Raw genomic sequence first — 21473 nt, 5'->3', positions numbered from 1 at the left:
CCGATCCAGCAGCCCGGAGACGCGGTAGGAGCCGAGGGCGACCCCCTCGGCGAACGCCCGCAGGCCGACCGGCGCGGGCTGCGCGATCACCGCGAGCCGCGCCGCAGTGCCGGCCCGGCGCGCCACGGCGGCCCCGGCGGCCCGCCAGTCCCTCGGCTGGCCGGCGCCGACGCCCACCACGAGCAGCCTGGTGACCGAACGGTCCGCGCCGGTGAGCGGGACGGCCAGCACGGAGCCTGCGTCACCGCGCAGGGACTCGGTCTCGACGAGGCGGTCGAGCTCCACACCGAGATCGCCGCCGGCCCGCCGGGCGGCCGCGTCGAAGACCGGCCCGTCCTCCCCCGCCGCCAGCACGACGGCGACGACGGGGGCCGCCGCGTCGGCGGCGCTCCCGGACCGGAGCGTGATCTCCGGTGGCGACCCGATGAGAGCATCGAGCACCGGACTCGACGCGGATCCGTCCATGGTCATGTGACCCTCCTCGTCGCCGCCGCACCAACCGCCGCCGGGACGGCCTGCCCCACCTGCCGCGGGTCGGCCGCACCGACACCTGCGCAACGACAGCTAGCTGATCGCGGTCTTGAGGGCGTCCCCCAGCGCACTCGCCTCGTCAGCGGTGAGTTCCACAACGAGCCGACCGCCCCCCTCCAGCGGGACACGCATGACGATGCCGCGTCCCTCCTTGGTCACCTCGAGCGGACCGTCACCCGTCCGCGGCTTCATGGCCGCCATCGGTGCACCTCTTCCTGCCGTCGGACCTGCGTCTGGCGACGATTATCCCGTAGACCGGACCGCAAACCGAAACACGTCTCCCCGCGGCATCACAACGGTCGGCGGTGCCGGCATCGAACAGTGGGTGTCCGGTGTCGACGGGCGCGCCCGCGGTCGGTCTCGCGTGACTCAGATCGACCGTCCGTCAACGGGATGCGAGACACGAGGGGACCGGCCGTCAGTCCTCCGACTTCTCCAGCGGCACGGCGGGATGCTCCTGCGCCGAGGCCGCGGGGCCGATGCGCGCGAAGGTCGCCAGCCGGACGAGCTCGTCGTCGCGCCGGGCCAGCTCCTCGTCGCGCCAGGCCAGCTCCTCGGCCAGGCGCAGCAGGACCGCGTCGACCTCGGCCATCCGGTAGCCGCGTGGCGCCATCCCGAACCGCAGTCGGGTGACGTCCCCGGCCGTCACCGTGTCGGCGGGCAGGCCGACGGAGGCGCTGTCGGGCGGCGCCGGGGCAAGTCGGTCGAAGCGGCCGACGGCCAGCGCGGCCACGGCGAACACGACGGCGGCCACGATCACGATCTCGACGGCGAGCACCACGGGTCGATCGTGCCATGTCCCGGCCGCCCTGGTCACCCCGCCCGATCTGGCAGTCTGGCCGGGTGGACGCCGACACTGCCGAGACGACCGCCGAGACGACCGCCCTGACGACCGACGCGGCGCCCCGGACCGCGCAGCCTGCACATGACAACCGGCCGGGGCAGGACGCCCAGCCGGCCCAGGACGCGCCGCCGGTTCGGGACGGACGGGCGGGGCAGGGGCCGCTGCGGCTGGGGCGGCGCGTCTTCGGACCGTCGGAGCTGGTCGTCATGGCCATCGTCAACCGCACGCCGGACTCGTTCTTCGACCGGGGCGCGACGTACGGCGAGGCCGAGGCCCTCGACGCCGTCGACCGCGCCGTCGACGACGGGGCGGGGATCATCGACATCGGCGGGGTGAAGGCGGCCCCCGGCGGGGAGGTGAGCCCGGCCGAGGAACTTCGCCGGGTCGGCGGCTTCGTCGCCGCGGTCCGCACGCGCCATCCCGACCTGGTGATCAGCGTCGACACCTGGCGGGCGGCGGTCGGCCGAGTGGTCGCCGGGGAGGGCGCCGACCTGCTCAACGACGCCTGGGGCGGGGTCGATCCGGGGCTCGCCGAGGTCGCCGCCGAGTTCGGCACCGGCCTCGTCTGCACCCACGCCGGGCATCTGCCGCCCCGGACCCGGCCGCACCGGATGACCTACGACGACGTCGTCGCCGACATCGTCACCACCACTGTGGGACTCGCCGAGCGCGCCGTGGCGCTGGGGGTTCGTCCCGACTCGGTGCTCATCGACCCGGGTCACGACTTCGGCAAGAACAGCCGGCACTCGCTGGAGGCCACCCGGCGGCTGCCGGAGCTGGCGGCCACCGGCTGGCCGGTGCTGGTCGCCATGTCGAACAAGGACTTCGTCGGGGAGGCCCTGGACGCCGGGGTCGACGAGCGGCTGGAGGGCACCCTCGCCGCGACGACGATCAGCGCCTGGCTCGGCGCCCGGGTCTTCCGCGCCCACCAGGTGGCCGCGACGGTGCGCACGCTGCGGATGGTCGCGGCGATCCGCGGCGACGCCGACCTCGCCGTCGCCCGCCGCGGCGTCGTCTGACCCTTCCCCGCCCGACCCCGTCCCCGCCCCGGACCCCGTTCCCGCTCATCCAGAGGGACGAAACGGACACGAAACCCTCCGGCTAGTCGCGGAACTCCGCGGACGGGCAGGCGGCCCGACGACGCGAGGCGGGGCGGGGCCGGGACGCCGCCTCCGTCAATCGCCTTCGATGATCTCCCGGTCGGTCGGCTGCGGCGGGGCGACGCCGGCGGGTACCACGCCCGCCGGCGCGGCGGCCTCCAACCGGTCCAGGGCCTCGCCCACGGTGGCGGCCCAGATCAGCGTGTCGCGGGCGACGGGCCGGACGAACCCGCCCTCGACGAGCTCGTCGACGAGCAGCCGCAGGTGACCGAAGACCCCGCCGGGGTCGAGGACGACCACGGGCTTCACGTGCAGGCGCAGCACCCGGGCCACCCAGATCTCCAGGAGCTCCTCCAGCGTGCCCAGCCCGCCGGGCAGCGCGAGGAAGCCGTCGGCACGGGCGTCCATGAGCGCCTTGCGCTCCCGCATCGTGTCCGTGACGATCAGCTCGTCCGCCTCGGTGTCGCTGACCTCCAGCGCCAGCAGCGCCCGCGGGATCACCCCGACGGTGCGGGCGCCACCGGCCCGCGCCGCCCGGGCCACCGCCCCCATGCACGACACCGAGCCACCGCCGGACACCAGGGTGTGGCCGCGCCGGGCAAGCTCCGCGCCGGTCTGGGCCGCCAGCTCCACATGGGCGGCGTCGATCGCGGACGAGGACGCGCAGTAGACGCAGATGTTCACGGTTCCCGCACCTCCGACCGCAGCGGCCCGGCGTGCCCGGCCGTCCCCTCCACGATGATGCGCACCGCCTCCTCCACATCGTCGGTTATCGACAGAATATGCAGGTCGGATTCCTTGATCAGGCCAGCCGGCACGACGGTGGAGCGCAGCCACTCCACCAGGCCCGACCAGTACCGCGACCCGATGAGGACCACCGGGAACCGGGTGACCTTGCCGGTCTGGACGAGGGTGAGCGCCTCGAACAGCTCGTCGAGCGTGCCGAGCCCGCCGGGCAGGATGACGAACGCCTCGGCGTACTTGACGAACATCGTCTTGCGGACGAAGAAGTACCGGAAGCTGACGCCCAGATCGACCCAGTCGTTCAGCCGCTGCTCGTACGGCAGCTCGATGCCGAGGCCGACCGACAGCCCGCCCGCCTCCTGGGCGCCGCGGTTGACCGCCTCCATCGCCCCCGGCCCCCCGCCGGTGATGACCGCGAATCCGGCTTCGGCGAGCGCGGCGCCGAGACGGCGGCCCTGGGCGTAGACCGGGTCGTCCGGGGGGATGCGCGCCGAACCGAAGACCGTCACGGCCCGCGGCAGCTCCGCGAGCAGCCCGAAGCCCTCGACGAACTCGCTCTGGATCCGCATCACCCGCCACGGGTCGCCGTGCACGAAACCCGACGGGCTGCGGGTGTCGAGCAGCCGCTGGTCGGTGGTGGAACGTTCGACCTGCCCGCGGCGGGCGACCACCGGACCGCGGAACTGCTCCGGCGGCGGGTAGCGGCGCTCCCGCCCCGTAGTGAAGGCCGAATCGGCACCGACCCGCGGACCTGCGGGCGTGCCATCGATCTCCGGTGTGGTGACGGTCACCTCCTCCTCTGGCGGGGGCGCGGCCGTCTGATCCGAGTTTGAAGGCGGCATCACCACGGCACCATAGGACACGGCCCGGACATCGCCGGATGACGTGGCCCACGTCCGCAGATCAGAAGCAGCGTGCCCTCACCCAGGGATACCCGTGGAGCCAGCCCACCGGGTCCGGACCAGGGGGTGTCCACCCGGACGGCACCCGGATCGGTGATCATGGCTAGCTGGCCGAGCGTATGGTGCTCGGGGCTGTACTTCACGTTTCCGGTACGGCGGTCGATTGTGACCAGGCCACGGCAGCTCGGGCAGCCGCCGAGCTTGGGCCCGCCGGTCTCGTCGGGCGCCACGTTCCAATAGGCGACCGTGGCAGCGCCGCTGCGCGTCGCGCCGATCAGCATGTTCTGCGCGTTCCAGCGCAGGCAGTCGCCGAATCCCTTCGACCAGGACCCGCTGGAGCACTCGGTGAGGTACTGGGCGAGGTTCGGCGCCCGGCTGCGCAGCACCGCCTGAGCGGAGGGGTCCCCGCCGTAGCAGTGTGAGGCGACCCCGGCGATCCACGGCGCCGCCGCGGGGTCGCCGAGTACCTGCAGGACGTAGGAGCCCGAAATCCCAGTTCTGATCGGAGACCGCTATCCGGGTGCTCAGCTCGTCCGCGCGCAGCGCCGGACCGCGCACGGCGATCACCGCCGACTCCTGCTGGGTCGTCAGCGGCATGGTGGGATGATTCGTGGACGGCGCCAGCGGTTCGTTCAGCGGAGAGATCAGGTCGGCCGACACACCGTCGTCCGCGTAGGCACGGGCATAGGCGGCCAGGTAAGCGGCGAAGGCGGCGGTGGACAGGGTCGCAGGGGGCCCGCCGGACGGCCCGGACAGCGTGCCACCGGTGCGCATCCAGGCCGGTGCGGTCAGGGTGTCGCCATCACCCGCAGGTCCGGCTTCAGCTCGCGGGGGTGCCGCGGTAGAGGACGACTTCACCACCATCTCGGGCCGCCCGCACCGGGAGAAATCGGCTACCCAGTCTCTTCCGCGTATTCGTCAGCTAGAGCATGTGACGCAGCCCTTGCTCGATCCTCGGCCATCCCAAAATACTCGACATAACCGAACGCCCCCCGGCCTGAAACGACCCTGCCTGGCACACCCACCACAACCGCTCGGGCAGCGATGGACTTCGTCACGACCGCATTGGCGCCGATAAGAGCATCATTTCCTATGTCGACGCGGCCCAATATCCGTGCTCCCGTACCGACACTCACCCGGTCACCGATCTTCGGACGGCCGAACCTCTCCCCGGTGCCACTTTTTCCTATCGTGACATCGTGCCCGATGTTGCAGTTTTCTCCAATTTCACATGCACCAATGATCACGCCTCCGAAATGAGCGATAAACAAACCCGGTCCGACCTGCGCCTCCGGTGAAATCCAAATGCCGGTCACGATCTGCGACACCCGAGACAGGAGACGATAAGCGATCACACCCAGGATTCTCTCGGGCACACCAGCCCCGCCCGCTCTCCGCCGGGAGACAAAGGCACCGAAGCGGTATACGAGTATCGCCTGAAGGCCGGGGTTATTCAGGACCGCCATAAATTTACCGAGACCGACACGCCGAGGTTTGCGACCGCCCTGGTCATAATAGACGTAGCGATCGATGTCCCGCAGGACCGCCTCCTTCAAGAGTTTCTCCTAACAGCAAGGATGATGGAGTAGCGCGCTCCCCCGGGGAACCTTTTACTCCCCGGACGGAAGAGAGCTCTTTCAGGGGCTCCGCCTAGTGTTCCCTCTGAGCCAGGGAACATCCGCAGACCATGTCACTACGGCTTACTGCTATAGATGCGAACATAGTCGACCGAGAGGGCCTGAGGGAAGGCGGAGGCCGGCGGAAGCGGAGGGCTCAGCTTCGCACTTACGGCAATATCCATGATAATATAGAAGTCCCGGTTCCAGAGCCAGACGGGCGTATCTTTTTGTTCAATATGGCGAATGCGCATTCCGTCGAAATAAAAATCAAGCTTATTCGGCCCCCAGTCCAGCGCGTACGTGTGATAGCGGTCCGAAAGTACGCCACCCGGGTACACGTAATTTTTCTCTTTTCCCCACCAACCGGCTTCCCAGCGGTTTCCAGCGCGGTCGACGCCAACAATGTTGGTATGCACCGTGGCCGGTTCGTTCGCCGTCGCCTCAACGACGTCGATCTCGCCGGAGCGAGGCCAGTCGTAGATACCGTTCGGCCCGAGAAGCCATAGGGCGGGCAGCGTCCCGGTACCAATAGGCAGCCGAGCACGGAATTCGAAGTAGCCGTATTTCCAGGATGCTTTACCCCGGGTCTCCACTCTGCCGGACGTAAACTGAGTGCCTGCGCAGCCCGGCTCGGCGGACTGCTCAGCGATTGCCGTAATCGTGAGGTGCCCCTTCCCGTCGAGTGCAAGGTTGCGCGGGTTCTTCGTGTAGCAGGCGACATCAGTCGGACCCCACTTGCCGCCGGTGGTGATCAACCACTTGCCGGGATCGACCGAAGCACCCGCTGGCCCCTCAAACTCCTCCGTCCACAGCAAGCGCGGCCGCGTGCCGTCCTCCGAAGGAGGCTCCGCAGAAGGCTGCAAAGGAACCGCGGCCGACGGAGCACCACCCGCCGGACCAGGACCAGCAGGTCCATCACTCGCAGAGGGCGACCAGACCCCGGAGGGCGGCGAGGTGGGGACCGCCGAGCGTCCATCGGGACCGGTCGATGAGAAGCTGGAAGCAGGGCCGGCCACGTCAGGCTCCTTATCGGAGGTCCCGCATCCCACCGCCAGGCTTACGAGGACGAGCACAACCAGCCCGCCACGTCGCCATCTCCGCCGCCCCGCTCGAGGTCTCATCCGCCGCCCCGCATCTTCCGTCACAACAAATCGTCAACACAGCGGAAGGTCATCACAGTACTGTACCCGAAAGTACCAGCGCCTTGTCATGTCAGCAAATGGAGACGGCCGACACAAGTAAGCGGCACGCCACGAAGTGCCTCGACATGACTGCCGCAGCGACTAACTATCCGCTTTCAAATAAGGCCAGCCGCATCATCCCGCGAGATAAAATAATTCCCAGCGGCGATCAGTTCGTGACTGATATCACGCCGTAGCAATATGCCGACCACTCGCATGCGCATCATCTCACGCCGCGGTCCGATCAACATTTATCACCACACCGGCACTCATTCTTTCCACTACCGATCCACCTCCTCTACTCGGCGCGGAAAAGAGCGCAGTGACACACCAAGCTCTTTCACAAGCTCATAGTTCGCGACGAGCGGCGCGGGCCGAATGAGTCCGAGTATCGAGTCGGAGCGGACGGGTAGCGGGATCCGCAATGCCTCGAGAGCGACTAGCGAACCGTAAAGAAGTTTCCACGGGACGGGCAGGAAACGCGGAGAGCGACCGGCCTCCTGGCCGAATCTGGCCACGATGTCCCGGAAGGGCACAGGTTCCGGATGCGCCACGCCCAGCGGCGACGGAAACGCTTGGTCCCTGGCGAGCAGTGCCGTGACCACGGCTGCCAGATCCTCTTCCTGAACCGTGAACTGGTATGGATCTCCGCTAGGAGCCGGGCTCACCGGCAGACGAGCCAATCGCGCGAGAGTCGCGGCCATGCCGCCCGCTCTCTTACCGTAAACCAGGCCGGGACGAATGACGGAGGCGCCGGCGGCGAGAGCGTCGCGCTCGATGGCGAGCTTCGCCGTTCCGTACAGCTGGCTCGTCCCCTCATAGGCTGACATCGACGAGAGAACGACGACCCTCGGAACGATGTGCTGCGCCGCAGCTAGGAGGTTGCGGGTCGGCTTGATGTTCACCGCCTGGATCTCCGACCAGCGCCGAGCCTTCATGTCGTAGGCGCAGTGCACGAGCGCGTCGAGACCATCGAGAAGGCCGGGCGCGAAGTCCCGCCGGGAGTCATAAAAACGCCATTCGTTGCTCAGGTCGGACGGCGGCCGCCGTACGAGCTGCACCGTCTTCCAGCCATCCTCGCGCAGCGCTTCCTGAATCACCCCACCTAGGTAGCCCTGAGCACCGGTGATTCCTACGGTGCGCGTATTAGACTGCGTCACAGTCCCCTCAACTCTGATCCTATGCGATGGGCATTCGCCATGATTGTGAACGTGAAAGTTGTCGCCGCCACCGAGGGAAGTACGGACGCATCCACCAAGTGAAGGCGCTGCCAACCGCCTACCCGGCCGAGAGGATCGCTCGCGTACCGGCCCCTCTGAGCGCTACGGGAATGGGGGAAGCTACCGCCCCAGTGGTAGCTTTTCCCTGGGGCGGAGCAGGAAATCATCGGCACGACAGGCCACAGGTCGAGAAACGGCGCCGCTTTGACCAGTCGGCGCACCACCTGCCGAAGCATCCCGTTCCGCCGGAAGTTATCACGAGTCCCGCTTAGATGAACCTCCGGCAGGTCACCGTCACCGGCAGCCGGCGAGGCCCTCACCACCAGCTTTGGTGATTCCCAGGACGGGAGGTACCCCAGGCCAACCGTCAGGTGCCGCATGGCCTCGTCGCCGAGCATCGAGGCCGGACCGTGGGTCAGGAACCCTGGTAGCGCCTCATCCATCGCCGGGTTGTATGGATAGAAGTGGATCTGTGCGAGATCGCGGTTGATATCATCGAGCGCGATCACCATGTTGAACTGGTTGAGAGTCATCTCCGTAACGGCACGCGGATCCGGCGTGCGACGCCTGGAGATCATGGGTACAGCGAACTGTATGGATTCGGCGAGCTCGATGCTCTCGCCGAACCAACCCATCGAGTTCACAGCGATGCGGGTGCTGCCCAGCGCCCCGGCCGCCAGCAGGACCCGATCGGCGTCGAACTCCTGCATGCGCAATGTCGCCGTCTCTCGGGCGAACACGCGGACCCCGGTCTCGGACTCCTCTACGCGGGAAACCAGTAGACCCGGCAGGTATTTGACCCGGCCCTTGTCAATGAGTTCATCGAACGTCTGGGTGGACGAGTAGATCAGCCGGTAGGGACAACCCGTCATACACAGCCCGCAACGGACGCACTGCTCGCTCTGCACGGCCAGGCGAGCCTTTCCCACGATCACACCGTGACGCCGGAGTTTCGCCCGGTACCTGTCGTAGTCCCCGATAACCTGCCGGGTGCGCGGGGCCAGCGATGGCAGCGGCCGCGGCTCTCGGAACAGGGGAAATATCTCAGCAAGGTCGTCAACCGCGCCGGTCAGTGGCACGTGGTCGAGGATCTTCCGGTAGTGAGGGGCCAGATCCGTCAACGAGAAGGGCCAGTCTCTGAACGTCGCTTCGCTGTAAGGCATCAGCTGCGAGCCCCACACATTACTGAAGCCCCCATACGCGCTGGACACGACCGAACGGTTCGCACCGGCGGCCGAGCTCAGCCCGCGTAGCTGTCCCTCGTCGCGGAAGGGGAAGTCCGAACCGTAGACTCGCTTCTCGGGAAGAGCCCGCCGCGAGGTGGCCACGGGTTGCCGACTGATCATCTCGATCTGATCCGTTGACCAGTTTTCCGGCTGCGAAGTGCCAAGCTCGTCAACGACCCCCGCCGCATCCGCCTCCAGACGGGTGCCGATGTCCACAACCAGAATATCCTGAGTTGGGTCCTCGGCCAGCGCAAGCGCCGCGCCAGCCGCAGCGGGGCCGGATCCCACGATTATCGTTCGGGGCATACCACTCTCTTCTCCTGACCACGGGGCCGACTAGGACGACATCTACGCGCGCTGGTCAACGGCTGGCACGAAGCTGGACGGTGCCCGCCAAATAGCCACTGCCAGCCGCTGCAATGCCGGCCACCATGGCCGCGGACCGCGACGCTCCGGCAAGCTCGCCCCGACTCACCGCGCGGAACTCGCGAGCCAGTCCAGCACGCAACGCTCGCGCAACGAAACGCCGCTCTGCCGCCATGTTCGCGGCACTTCCCATGCCGTGAAATGCAGTGACCTTCCCTTTGTTGACGGTGTAACAACGGTTCCAGAAGTACCGCCACGTCAGTCGATCGCTCGGCACGTGGTGGTGTACCACCGCGGCCGGCTGGTACATCAGCTTCAAGTGCGGCCAGCGATTGGCTAGACGATGACACATGTCCATGTCATCATGGTTGTCGGAGTGGAATCCGTCGATCTCGGCAAGGGCGGAGCGGCGGACCGACATTGCCGCGCCAATGAGGCGTTGGGTCGGAGCGAGCGAGGTGGGTAGGCCCTCATAGCTGCATCCGAAGATCCAGTCGAACTCGATCGGGAACCAGTGTGGTCGAGGCACGGCGAAGTCAGGCAGCGGCGCACCGCCAACCGCGACCACGTCAGGCTGCTTGAACACCGCCACGAGCTCTGCCAACCAAGAGGGATCGGCCCTCGCGTCGTCATCCAGGAACGCAAGTATGTCGCCCTTGGCAATCTCGGACGCGGTATTACGAGCTGACCCCAGCCGCCCGCGATAACGGTTTTCTACAACCACTACTGGGATCTCGGCATCCCGATTTGCGAACGTCTCGGAGGCCAGCCGGAAGAGCTCCTCATTATGATCGATGCAAAGAATGATCTCGATCGGGCGGTACTTCTGTGCCAACAGGGAGTCGATCGCTTTGTTCAGTAGCGGCCATCTATCGAACGTGTATGCGCACACGATCGAGCTCACCGTCGGATCCGTATCCGAGTGCATGGTGCTCAACTTCTCCCTGTAACTCGATTTCCTGACTTGATCGTCTGGTCTTCCTGGTGCCGCGCAATGTGGCTTCCGCACTCAACCCGATGCCGGGGGCCCTTTTCAGCTGCGGCCGGGCAGTGCTTCTCCGGGCTGAGGCGAGGGCCGCGCCGCATCACGGCGCCATACGCTTAGGACCATCGGCGCGACAACAATAGCTTCGAGGAAGACGGCACAGACCCACCCGACGCAGAGGCCCGTTGTTCCGAACAGGTGGCCGCCGCCGGCCGCTAATGCGATCTCGATCATCGTCCCGCAGACGATCAATCGGGCCGCCGCCGCCATACGGCCTTGCACCCGACGAAGTGTCACATAATGGTCCTTTATCACCAACGCGATGGTAGCGAGGGCGAGAATACGGAAGGCATTGATGGAGCTATCATCGGTGTAGTTTTCGCCGAATGGCGAGAGGACCAGCTTGGCCGTCGGCGCGGTGAGCGCAGCGAGTCCGATGCTGATCAGAAGGCCCAGGGGGATTGTCAGGCGCATCTTGTCTCGCGCGTCCTCCACGGCGCGGCCGGTGTGTGCAAGAAGAGCGGTGGGCAGAGCATAGGGAATCACGAAAAGAAAGGATGCAGCGAGTCGAGCAGTCGAGAAGCGCGCGGTATCCGCCGAGCTCGTTGTCAAGGCTGCGATCACCGGGAGGATCAGCGTGGGTACGGTCAACGCAAGGCTCAGCACATAATTGCCCGCAACCTCGCCTCTGATTGATTGCAGTTCGGCTAGACCGGTCCGGCGCGACTGACGGCGGGAGTTCCGATACCGGGGCCGCCTGAAGTACTTGTAACAGACCGGAAGGGAGACGACCGACGCGACTAGCCAGGTCGCATAGAGGTGCATCCCGGTACGAAGGCCAGTCAAGGCGAAGACGGCGAGCAGACCCGCCCTTACTACTGCTGCAAGCAGATTCCGAATAAGCTGGATCGCGCCGCTCGCGGCTCGTAGGATCGCATAGTCGAGCGTGGTGGTCACTGCAAAGCCAGCCACACCGAGCGCAAAAATTGCTATCGTGACCGGACTGTGACCAATCGGCTGGAGAGTGGTGGAGAGCCAGCGGGAACAGATGGCCCAAGACAGCCCAAGCCCGAAGCCGGCCGCCATGACCAGCACCAGACAGACCCGAACCAGAGCCAGGCGGCGATCCTCGGGCAGGTGGGGAAGATGCACCATGAGGAGAGTTCCGAGGCCAAGCATCCCGATCGTACCGAGCACCGTCATAGAAGATACTGCCGCAGCGCCCACTCCGACGGCCTCCACCGAGAACGTTCTCGCGGCCATCGACCAGAACACGGCTCCGAGCAGAGACGTCCCGAGCTGCGTTCCAAGCAAGGAGGTCACGATGATCAGTAGACGCGCGACACCATTACCACGTCCCGACATGGCGTCCGGGGTAACAGGACCGGAGCCTGACGTTCTTCGACGCGTTATGTAGATAGTCTCCTCGTCAAACTGACTCACGGTAGATCCTTGCCAGCGCTTGGGCGCAACCGTCCCAGGTCGGCAGGGCGGAGAGGTCGGGAGTCGGCGCTGTGAACGACCCGCTGTCGCGAGTACCACCGGGCAGATATGTGCTCAGGGCCTTCGCTACTGCCGCTGCGTCCGTCGGGTCTGCGATCTTCTGCGCGAGTCCCTGCGACGCGAGCTCACCGAGCCCGGCGGCAGGCGCCACCACGACGGGCCTACCCAGAGCGACCGCCTCCATGACCGCCACCGGGTGCGCCTCGTAGTCGCTCAACAGCGCAACCACGCCCGCCCTGGCCAGGCAATCTGACATCGCCTGTCGATCCGCCGGCGGAATCGAGGTGAATGACACACGATCTGCTACGCCAAGCCTGCGCGCGAGCACTCTTAGTTCCTGCTCGTCCGGTCCCCGCCCCACCAGCATCAGACGGGCGTCGGGTACCAACCTAATCAGGTGTGGCAGAGCGCGGACGAGATGGCGTTGCCCCTTGTACTTCTCCAAGCGTCCGACACATACGACCAATGGCTCGGTCGGAACCAGGGCGGCGTTGTCGCCAACCGGGCCAATGGCCACCCCGTTCGGAACCACTGAGATTCGGTCCGCGGGCACGCCAGCCTGTTCCATAAACATTTGGGATTCGAACTCCGCCACGCAGATGACCCGGCGGGCGTGCCTCATGAGCGGTCCAAGCAGATGCCACTGGGCTTGGCGTGCCCTGTTCCGAAGCTGAGATGAGTGACCGCCGGTGTGCGGCGAGACGAGGTAGGGGACGCGACGAAGCGTGGCGGCGGTCATGGCCAAGGGTGGAACCAGATTATGGATTCCCTGGCAATGCACCAGATCGAAGCCGCCGCGCCCAATCATCGCCGCGACGGCCGGCGCCAGGTAGTAGTCTCGCTCCCTTGGCCACGCCGCGACCCGATGCACGACAGTGCCCGCGACAACTTCCCGCTGAGGGAGCTTGCCGGTCCGGTCGGTCGTCAGGACCTCCACGGTGATGTCGCTGTCTCGGTTGATCCGTTGGGTCGTCTCATACACGTGTGTCTCGGTGCCGCCCATCTCCGGGAAAAATCGTGCCGTCACCTGAAGAACGCGCAGCGTCGTTCCCATTTGCCCCTCCTTCAGCAGGCTCATCCCTCCGGATGCAGCCATTCCGGACCTGCCGGACCGCGCCGCGCCGCGCCTAATCCTCGATCTCGGTGGACCGAATCGCGTAACTGCCGACCATCAACTGCACCGTTGCGACACGGGGGTCTCCGATGTCCCTGGCATCAACGGAAAAGCGGAGGACATCTCCAGCCGGCACCGGACGAGTCCATAACGAGCCATCCTCTCTCGCTATCTGGAGGCCAAAGGCCCGCGCGTCCCCATGGCCACGAACGACCTTGATCTCCACCTTGCCGTCGGTGCTACGCGCAGAAATCTCCGTCACGGGTCGCCGCACCACCGAAGCGGAGCTCCACGAGACAACGAACGAGCAGGACAACGCTGCGACCGTGACCGCCAGTAGTAGGGCTCGGCTCGGCGTCGGCAGCGCAGGAACCAGCGGACGGGATGGCCACACCGGCACGCCGGCCTTGATCAAGGCCACAGACACCCCAGCCAGACAGAGATCGTAGAGAAGGGGCTGGTTTGCAAAACCGATAGCGGAGATAGTGAGCGATATGAGGACCAGTAGACAGACGACTCCCAGCGCCGCACAGGCGTGCGCGTACGAGCTCGCCGGCCGGCGGCGTCGCCGAGAGACCAGCCAATAGATGCCACGGTATGCAAAGGCGATCAGAATGGTGCCGAGGAGCCCCTCGAGGACTAGAAGCAGGACTCTCACTCGTCAGCCACCGCCGCCGGGGCCGAACCCTCCCAGAGGCCCGACACGTCGTAGATGCGGATCGCCCCGTTGTCATATATCCGCCGAGAGCCGGGCGTTATGTCGAACTTCCCGAGCTCCGTCTGCGTAATGCGGGTGCCCTTCGGGGCCTCGCCGTTCACAACGTAGTACGTTTCGTGTGGCAAACCATCGGCAAGTCGCTGATCAACAACATAGTATCGGATCTGGCCCCTGCGGAGCAGATCCCGCGCCTGGGCATCAAAGGAGGGCGCGAAGAGGATCTGCCCGCTGTTTCCGCCGCCGGGCACACCGATGACCAGGCGCTGGTTTCCGTCCGCGCTGAGTAGAGCCCCCGTCTCCCGGTCAGCAGCGAAATGTGCGCCGGCGGGAAGATTCCTGGCCGCCCACCGCGCGGCGGCGTTGGCCGAGCTGTCGATGGAACGACCATCGGCAACAACTAGATACGGTCCCGGAAGGCGGTTCCAGTCAAGTCCTGAGCCCATCAGAGTGCCACCCATGAAGGCCACAGTTCCTAGAAGGGTCACCACCCATCGGACTAGTCGCCGACGACCGTCGACGTAGCAGCCGATGGAGTACGCGGCCCCTATCGACAAACCGATGAAGATGAAGGTCGACAGACGCACGGATATCTCTGCAGCCTTTGGAGCAACCGTGGCGACAAGGGCGATCGGGTAGATGAAATGGAGTAGCCGAAGCGACCGCAGCACGGAGCCCGCCCGCCCGTGCGCCACAGGCCGCCGCCGAAACGGGCCGATCGGTGCGAGGGTCACCAGCCACACCAGCAGCGAAAGCCCGATAAGCGCAGTCTCCCAACGCGGGTTTCGGGTGCCGCTCGAGTCCGTTGAGATCTTGCGCGTTTCACCGGTCCCGTTCGCGATTCCAGTCAACTGGAAGACTGCATCATGGAAGACTGGGCCGAGGTACCGGTTTAGCATCGGACCACTGACGACGGCCCACGAAACAACCAGTACGATATCCGCGACGGTGATGCCGAGGACGGCGGTGGCGGTGCGGCGATCCCGCTGGGTGAGCGCGGCCACCGTGGCCACCGCCAATATACCGACGAATACCCAGCTCGTGGCGTGGTGCGAGAACGCCAGAGCCAGCGCCGCGCCTGCGGCCAGAACGGCCTCGGCGCGACCCGCATCCTCGTTCGTGATGAGGACGAGGAAAAGGATGCCGAGCGCAACCGCCAGCGTCTGGTAAGAGAACTGCGCGTTGAAGAAGAAGAACTGCGGGCTGCAGCTGTAGATGGCGACGGCGATACCCGCTGCATGGGAGGAGCCGGTGAGCTGCTCGGCCAGGTGGAACAGGCCGACAATCAGGAGAGCCCGCGCGACCACGATGACGAGGATGGCTGCGAGATGCAGGGGGAGCTGGGTCAGCTGTGCGACAGCATTGGTCAGTACTTCGAGCCCAGGGAAGCGCGGGCTGACCGGCAGGCCCGGATTTGCTGTGAAGAGAGCCCCTGTCTCCCGGATGTCGCGTAGCGTCCGGACGTGCAGCATCTCGTCGAAACGGGTGAACTGATAAATCTGCAGTATCAGGTAAGCCAGCAGTAGGCCGATGCCCAATACGAGAGAGTCCGCCATTCGAACTCGCCGAGAAGTCTGCGGATGTAGAAGCTGCAGACAGGCCGGCACAAAGATCAGAAGGAGCCCGAACCAGTAAAGGGTCAGGCCCACGCCGGCCTTGTCCTGGCGGCTGAGGTCGTACCCGGCGGAGACCAGCAGAAGCCCTATCGAAGCAGCGGCGACAACCAGCAGCGCGTCTCCGCGCCGCACCCCGTGACCGAGATCCTCAGTCCGTTGATCAGAACCGTGGTACCGCAGGTTGAGGAACGTATTAGTGCCTCGCACGGCGGTCGAGCCAAGGTGCCGACTCGACTCCGGTCTGCGATACTGCTCGGGGTGCCTGGACCGGAAGTTGGGCAGGATGAGAGTCGTCTCCTCCTCACCAGGAGAGTCGGCCCTCGTCCGACCAGCAGCGGGCGTGGCGCGCTCGTCGATAGGTAGGGCCTTCTCCCTCCTATGATCAGTGGATCGGGCCACGGACGACCTCGCGATAGACTTCCTCGATCCGAGGTACCACCCGGCTCGCGGTGAATTCCCTCGCCCGCTCCCTCGCGGCCGCACCCATGCGCGCCCGCGCATCGCCGTCTGCCAGGAGCCGCTCGATCGCATGACGGAGGGCCACGGGATCAGCCGGAGGTACCAGGATTCCCTCCCGGCCGTCGGCGACCATGTCGTTGATGCCGCCCATCGGCGTAGAGATCACCGGCTTTCCGGACGCCATCGCCTCAAGAACAACCGTCGGGCACGGGTCATGCCACGCCGACGGCAGAATAGCGAAGCTGGCATGCGCGAACGCCCGCATCACCTCGTCATGGGATCGAGGCTCGCTCAGTATCACCCCGGGCGGAAAGTAATTCGGTGAGTCCGCTGTGCGGCGGCCAATAACCAGCAGCGGCAGGCGCGTCTCCGGCAGCTTTTCGTAGGCGGCCAGCAGAGTTTCTATGCCCTTGTCCCGGCTCAGATCCCCGACAAATACGAGGTAGGCATCGTCGGCGAGCCCAGTCGGAGGCCCTTGGATCGGGGCGTCGATGAGGTCATCAGGGATGAAGTTCGGGATGACCTGGTAGGGGGTGCGCCCGCTGTCGAGCCGGTTGAGCCGCGCCACCGCGGCGCTGACCGCGAGGTATCGGTCGACAGTCACGTCACGACCTCGAGCGCTCGCGAGGTTGGCCCCGAACGTCAGGGGCCCCACGAGGCCAGAGTAATGGTTACTGGTGCAGCGGAGACAGCGGAGCGGGGCCGGGCCAGAACAGACAAGCTCCCCCATGAACATCATCCGCTTGGTGGCACAGACATGACTGTAGTCATGCAGTGTGAGCACAACTGGAACATGGAGAAACCGCCGCAACGGCACGAGGCTATTTATGATCCAGTTGTGCGCATGAATGACATCCGGCTTTACCTGCTCCACGATTTTGGCGATCGACGCCGAAACCAGTGGGTCCGGCGCAGGCGGTGCATAAACTCGGTCGGTCGTGTAAAGAAACGGGAGGCTGGCCGTGGTCGGCCGCACCAGGCGCACGTCCAAGCCATCCCGGTCCACCGCGGCCCCATCAGAACCGAAGGTGATCACTGTGACATCGTGGCGTTCCGCCAGATGTTTTCCGAGATTTAGGACGTGACGCTCCTCGCCGCCCACGATCGGCGGGAAGAACTGGGCAAGAAGAATAATCTTCACGAGGAACGCGTCTCGGGGGCCCGGGACGATGCTGCCGAAAATTCCGAGGTTGTCATCAGCGGGGTCTCGCTTCGTCTCCTATTGCAGTCGTCCCGTGGTCCGCCAATGCGTATCCACTCCGACCAGGCGATCGCTGGATGTCGGCGGCTGCTGCCGTTAAGCCGATCCTCAGCCGACATTCACTTGCCGGACTCGCCGCTCGTGTGGGAGCGCAACCGGCTCAGGCTGATTCCTTAGACCGTTCAGTGCTAGGACGGCGTCAGCGCTCCGCTGCGGCGGGACCTGCTCGCTTTCACTCCGAACCGCCGCCGCGAACTTTTTGTTTGACGCGGATGACTCAACGAAAATCGTACGAAGCACCCGGAAGCCATCGGAGAAGGCATTCAGATTGCTAGCGCCGTGCAGGCGGGGATGCTCGAAGCTCGGGACCTCGGCGATGCGGAGTCCGGCCCGTACCGCTCGCATATTGATCAAGGTCTCGATCTCGAAACCGTCTCCCCATTGCCTTTCCGTACCAGCCTCACCCTTGTCCAGATCGAAGGTCGGCACGACCCGCCGCCAGAAGGCGTTGTACCCATAGCAGAGATCGGTGAACTCGGCGCCGATGAGCGCGTTGACGAGAAGATTCAGAAGGTGGTTTCCGAGTCGCCGAATGCGGGTGATGTCGGCGCTCCCACCCTTCTTCACGAACCGCGAGCCCTTGGCGAAGTCGGCGCCCGCTTCAAGCGCGTTGACAAATGCCGGGATCTCGGCAGGGTCGGCCGAACCATCTGCATCGAGCATGACGATGATATCGCCGCTCGCCTCGGCGAATCCACAGGCGAGAGCGTTCCCCTTGCCACGACGGTTTTGATGCGTCACAATCACGTCCGGTCGAACCCGGCGGGCAACCTCCACGGTTCCGTCGGTGGAGTGACCGTCGACCAAGATGATTTCTGCGTCACGTGGCACACGGGAAAGCACGTGCGGCAGGTTTTGAGCTTCGTTTAGAGTTGGCACGATAATGCTGACAGTCGGCGTAGCTCGACCCCGCACGGAGTCCCCCCGATTCCGTTGCATTGCTAGATCACTGAGAGCCGTCGCGGTACTTGCGACCGCAAACTTCAATGTGGCACGGTTGCCCGGCAGATAAGGAAGTTAGGCCCTCAGGGGCCGACCCGCGATCTGGCCGCCGTAATTCAGTGGAACAGAAATTTAACCGACACCCCCGTTACGGCCAGCTACCGCCCAAACCCGCAAGCAAGTCAGCTTTCCTGACGCAGCGGATCCGGCCTCCCCGTCGCGCGGGCCGTCGGCGTCGAATCTGCCACCTAAGTTTCGCGACAGAAAGCTGATGACCGCACCGGAAGTCACGATACCCCCCACTGTCAGGCTATGCACCTAAACAGCAGGACCGTGTGAGAAGGATCACAGTTTACATGGATAAATCTAGCCTACGCCGACTCGCGTGACACCGATAGGTCTCTAAAATCCAATAGTAAGCACAACGCGCCTACTGTGGGTTAGGACACCCGCCCCAGCCTTCCCGTGCGACGGATTTCCGTAGCCAGAATATCGCTGGGAGTGAGATAGTGGAAGAGATGGACCCGTGCGCTCTGCAGCGCATGTCCGGCGATGCCCATCCCAGTAAGGCATGATCCACAGCCCGTGCGTATGGACGTTCCGGCGTAACCACGCGTTTTCGTTTCTATCACACGATCGACACAGTCTTGGCCCTTGTCCAAACCCGATCGGCCTCCACCCGCTCCCAGGCGCCCCTCGCCGATCCGCATCGACCCCACGGGCACCCTTCTCTGTCTGGGCTCAGTAGGCGCCCTCCCGGCGGAGCACGGCGAACATGGTCCGCCAGAGGATGTAGAAGTCCAGCGGCAGTGACCAGTTCTGGACGTAGCGCAGGTCGAGGCGCACCGACTCGTCCCACTCCAGGTCCGAGCGGCCGCTGATCTGCCACAGGCCGGTCAGGCCCGGTTTCACCATCAGCCGGCGGTGCACGTCGTCCTCGTAGCGGGCGACCTCCGCGGGCAGCGGCGGGCGCGGGCCGACCAGCGACATGCTGCCGTTGACGATGTTCAGCAGCTGGGGCAGCTCGTCCAGCGACCACTTGCGCAGGAACTTCCCGACCCGGGTGATCCGCGGGTCGTCGCGCATCTTGAACAGCAGGCCCTCGGCGCGCTCGTTGCGCGACTCCAGCTCCGCCTTGCGCGCCTCCGCGTCCACGTACATCGACCGGAACTTGTACATCGTGAAGTGGTCGCCGCCCTGCCCCACCCGAACCTGACGGAAGATCGCCGGGCCACGGCTGGTCAGCCGGACGGCCAGCGCCAGAGTCACGAACAGCGGCGCGCACAGCAGCAGGATCGTCGCCGCGACGCTCCGGTCGAACAGGCCCTTGATCGCCCGCCGGGCGCCGGTCAGTTCCGGCTCCTCGATGTGCAGCAGCGGCAGGCCTGCCACCGGACGGATCGAGATCCGCGGGCCGGTCACGTCCGTCAGCGCCGAGGAGACCAACACGTCGACGTCGCTGCCCTCCAGCATCCACAGCACCCGGCGCAGCGTCTCGCCGTCCATCTGCGGGCTGATCGCCACGGTGGTCGCCCGGGTCGCGCGGATGGCCGTGTGCAGGCTCTCCGACGTACCGACGATGGGCACGCCCAGCAAGTCGAAGCCGCCACGGTCCGAGTAGTCCTGGCTGTGGCGACCGGGCGAGCGGTCCAGCACGACGCCGACGACCGACCAGCCCGCGGTGGGGTCGCGCCGCGCGAGCCGGACGAGCGACGCCGCCGAGTCGCCGGCACCCACCACGAGGACCCGGTGCAGGCCGCGGCCGCCGCGGCGCATGCGGTGCAGGTAACCGCGGGCGGCACAGCGGCCAAGCACCGTCAGCAGGAGCGCGGCTGGGAAGGCGATCAGGACGTACGCGCGGGCGAGCTCTGCCTTGGTCGCGTAGGACAGCACGGCCACGACCGCGGTCAGGTGCGCGGCGGCGTTGAGCACCCGACGGAACTCCTCCGACCCGCCGCCGAGGAAGCGGCTCTCGTAGGCGCGCCCCAGGAACATCGACAGCACCCAGATGACCGGCAACACGACCGACATCACCACATAGGGCGTCGCGGACACCGGCTTCAGATCGAACTCGACCAGACCGCCGAACCTCACGAGGTAGGCCACGCCGGCGGCGACCACGCAGGCCGCCGCGTCCGAACCCAGTAGTAACCAGCCGAACCTGCGTTCCCAGGGCAACCGGGCCCGGTAGCCCTGGAAGCCGTCGGCGCGGCTCTCGGGATCGAGCAGGACGTCGCGGCCCTCGCCGGTCCCTCTCCCGGCGCCCCGGCGCCCCGCGCGCCCGGGCTCGCCGGGGTCGTCACTCTCCTCGGCGGCACCTGATTCGCCGGGCGTGCCGGGTTGCGCGCGCAGCCGCTGCACCGGGATCGCTCGTTCCGTCGCGGACTGGGCGGTCTGCGCGCGGAACTCCGCTGGAGGTTGAGGCATCGTGGGCAGCGACCGCCGCCTGATGTTGGTCAGTATACGTTCATCGCGAATTTCGTCGCTTTTGTCCGATTCATTGTTATCGGACCCAATCTTCGGGTCGCTCCCCGGCCCGATCCTGGCATCGCTGAAGACAGTGTCCGTCACCTGGCAGACCCCCCACGGTCACGACCTCGTTGGCCGACGACGGCGGAAAGAGGACCGCACAACACCGACAGCCCCCGGTCACGGTGCATGACGATGCATCCCGGCCACCGGCCGAGCCCCTCAGACCCGCCGCATCACCGGCCATGCGGACCCCCCGTCCGGCCGGCACTGTACGTGCACACCCAACTCTAACGTCCCGGCATCGGCAGATCTATGCAGGCATCGCGCGATGGCTCGCGTGCGTGACATAAATCGCTGCTCGACCGATTCGCGCGAAATCCCCGGCAGAGACGTTTTTCTCCGTCGAGGGAACGCCGGACGGACGGGAACCCCGGGCCGCTTCCGGCTGAGCGTCACAACGGGGGGCAAGCACCGGCCGGACGGACGTCTGCCCAGCTCAGAGGTTCGCCAGCGGGCTGAAAAGGGATGCCGGCCGGCCGGGCCGAGAGCCCTGCGAAGTGGCCCCGACGCGGTCGGCCGGCGCCTCACCCGCCGTCGGCGGGGGCGTTACCCGTTACGGAACGCGGCAGAAAAGGGCGGTTTCCGATACCTGGGCCGCCGGCGATCGGTCCGC

19 protein-coding genes are annotated in these 21473 nt (G+C 66.0%); 1 reads left to right on the top strand and 18 read right to left on the bottom strand.

The genetic code is table 11. The features are described 5' to 3' along the window. From FRAQA3DRAFT_RS26205 to FRAQA3DRAFT_RS26200, 3 genes are all read right to left on the bottom strand, one after another. Window positions 1–471 (bottom strand): M17 family peptidase N-terminal domain-containing protein (locus tag FRAQA3DRAFT_RS26205; RefSeq protein WP_009742073.1); only part of this gene is annotated, 471 nt, incomplete at its 3' end. Window positions 472–564: 93 nt separating this feature from the next. Next, entirely contained in the window at window positions 565–732 is a 168-nt protein-coding gene (locus FRAQA3DRAFT_RS33700) for a DUF3117 domain-containing protein (protein WP_009742072.1), read from the bottom strand. Between the two features lie 217 nt (window positions 733–949). Beyond that, window positions 950–1312 (bottom strand): DivIVA domain-containing protein, encoded by a 363-nt coding sequence (locus tag FRAQA3DRAFT_RS26200; protein ID WP_009742071.1) that lies wholly within the window; start codon window positions 1310–1312, stop codon window positions 950–952. A gap of 269 nt (window positions 1313–1581) precedes the next feature. Here FRAQA3DRAFT_RS26200 and folP point away from each other — a divergent pair, with 269 nt between their 5' ends. After that, window positions 1582–2394 carry a dihydropteroate synthase gene (gene folP / locus FRAQA3DRAFT_RS26195; protein ID WP_157468753.1) on the top strand — a complete coding sequence of 271 codons (813 nt, stop codon included), beginning with the start codon at window positions 1582–1584 and terminating at the stop codon, window positions 2392–2394. Window positions 2395–2550: 156 nt separating this feature from the next. Here folP and FRAQA3DRAFT_RS26190 read toward each other — a convergent pair whose 3' ends face one another. From FRAQA3DRAFT_RS26190 to FRAQA3DRAFT_RS26130, 15 genes are all read right to left on the bottom strand, one after another. Further along, window positions 2551–3159, bottom strand: a complete 609-nt coding sequence (locus tag FRAQA3DRAFT_RS26190) for a TIGR00730 family Rossman fold protein (protein WP_009742069.1) — start codon at window positions 3157–3159, stop codon at window positions 2551–2553. Then, a complete protein-coding gene (locus FRAQA3DRAFT_RS26185) occupies window positions 3156–4010 on the bottom strand; it encodes a TIGR00730 family Rossman fold protein (protein ID WP_009742068.1) in 855 nt (284 codons plus the stop codon). Before FRAQA3DRAFT_RS26185 ends, FRAQA3DRAFT_RS26190 begins: the two co-directional genes overlap by 4 nt. Window positions 4011–4060: 50 nt before the next feature. Next, window positions 4061–4507 carry a hypothetical protein gene (locus FRAQA3DRAFT_RS31840; RefSeq protein ID WP_051054486.1) on the bottom strand — a complete coding sequence of 149 codons (447 nt, stop codon included), beginning with the start codon at window positions 4505–4507 and terminating at the stop codon, window positions 4061–4063. 507 nt (window positions 4508–5014) lie between these two features. Continuing rightward, window positions 5015–5677 carry a serine O-acetyltransferase gene (locus tag FRAQA3DRAFT_RS33695; protein ID WP_009742067.1) on the bottom strand — a complete coding sequence of 221 codons (663 nt, stop codon included), beginning with the start codon at window positions 5675–5677 and terminating at the stop codon, window positions 5015–5017. A 137-nt stretch (window positions 5678–5814) separates the two neighbouring features. Beyond that, on the bottom strand, window positions 5815–6555 hold the full coding sequence (locus FRAQA3DRAFT_RS33690) for a glycoside hydrolase family 16 protein (protein ID WP_157467680.1): 741 nt from the start codon (window positions 6553–6555) through the stop codon (window positions 5815–5817). Window positions 6556–7202: 647 nt separating this feature from the next. Continuing rightward, window positions 7203–8081, bottom strand: coding sequence for an NAD(P)-dependent oxidoreductase (locus FRAQA3DRAFT_RS26175; protein ID WP_009742066.1), 879 nt, complete (start codon window positions 8079–8081; stop codon window positions 7203–7205). Continuing rightward, window positions 8078–9655: a GMC oxidoreductase gene (locus FRAQA3DRAFT_RS26170; protein WP_232291776.1), complete on the bottom strand. Its 1578-nt coding sequence runs from the start codon at window positions 9653–9655 to the stop codon at window positions 8078–8080. The genes FRAQA3DRAFT_RS26175 and FRAQA3DRAFT_RS26170 overlap by 4 nt, the downstream gene beginning before the upstream one ends. A gap of 73 nt (window positions 9656–9728) precedes the next feature. Beyond that, entirely contained in the window at window positions 9729–10637 is a 909-nt protein-coding gene (locus tag FRAQA3DRAFT_RS26165; protein ID WP_232291775.1) for a glycosyltransferase family 2 protein, read from the bottom strand. Window positions 10638–10766: 129 nt separating this feature from the next. Then, window positions 10767–12161 (bottom strand): lipopolysaccharide biosynthesis protein, encoded by a 1395-nt coding sequence (locus FRAQA3DRAFT_RS26160; protein ID WP_009742063.1) that lies wholly within the window; start codon window positions 12159–12161, stop codon window positions 10767–10769. After that, on the bottom strand, window positions 12148–13275 hold the full coding sequence (locus tag FRAQA3DRAFT_RS26155) for a glycosyltransferase family 4 protein (protein WP_009742062.1): 1128 nt from the start codon (window positions 13273–13275) through the stop codon (window positions 12148–12150). Before FRAQA3DRAFT_RS26155 ends, FRAQA3DRAFT_RS26160 begins: the two co-directional genes overlap by 14 nt. A 73-nt stretch (window positions 13276–13348) precedes the next feature. Then, window positions 13349–13993, bottom strand: a complete 645-nt coding sequence (locus tag FRAQA3DRAFT_RS26150) for a hypothetical protein (protein ID WP_009742061.1) — start codon at window positions 13991–13993, stop codon at window positions 13349–13351. Next, window positions 13990–15798 carry a glycosyltransferase family 39 protein gene (locus FRAQA3DRAFT_RS26145; protein ID WP_232291774.1) on the bottom strand — a complete coding sequence of 603 codons (1809 nt, stop codon included), beginning with the start codon at window positions 15796–15798 and terminating at the stop codon, window positions 13990–13992. The genes FRAQA3DRAFT_RS26150 and FRAQA3DRAFT_RS26145 overlap by 4 nt, the downstream gene beginning before the upstream one ends. 250 nt (window positions 15799–16048) lie before the next feature. After that, a complete protein-coding gene (locus FRAQA3DRAFT_RS26140; RefSeq protein WP_009742059.1) occupies window positions 16049–17266 on the bottom strand; it encodes a glycosyltransferase family 4 protein in 1218 nt (405 codons plus the stop codon). A gap of 168 nt (window positions 17267–17434) precedes the next feature. Beyond that, a complete protein-coding gene (locus tag FRAQA3DRAFT_RS26135; RefSeq protein WP_009742058.1) occupies window positions 17435–18325 on the bottom strand; it encodes a glycosyltransferase family 2 protein in 891 nt (296 codons plus the stop codon). A 744-nt stretch (window positions 18326–19069) separates the two neighbouring features. Continuing rightward, complete coding sequence (locus FRAQA3DRAFT_RS26130) at window positions 19070–20755, bottom strand: sugar transferase (protein WP_232291773.1); 1686 nt, start codon at window positions 20753–20755, stop codon at window positions 19070–19072. Between the last annotated feature and the right edge of the window lie 718 nt (window positions 20756–21473).

This window comes from Frankia sp. QA3, from assembly GCF_000262465.1.
Taxonomy (GTDB): domain Bacteria; phylum Actinomycetota; class Actinomycetes; order Frankiales; family Frankiaceae; genus Frankia.
Note: the sequence above shows the minus strand (reverse complement) of the source record. Positions and strands in the feature narration are given on the sequence as shown.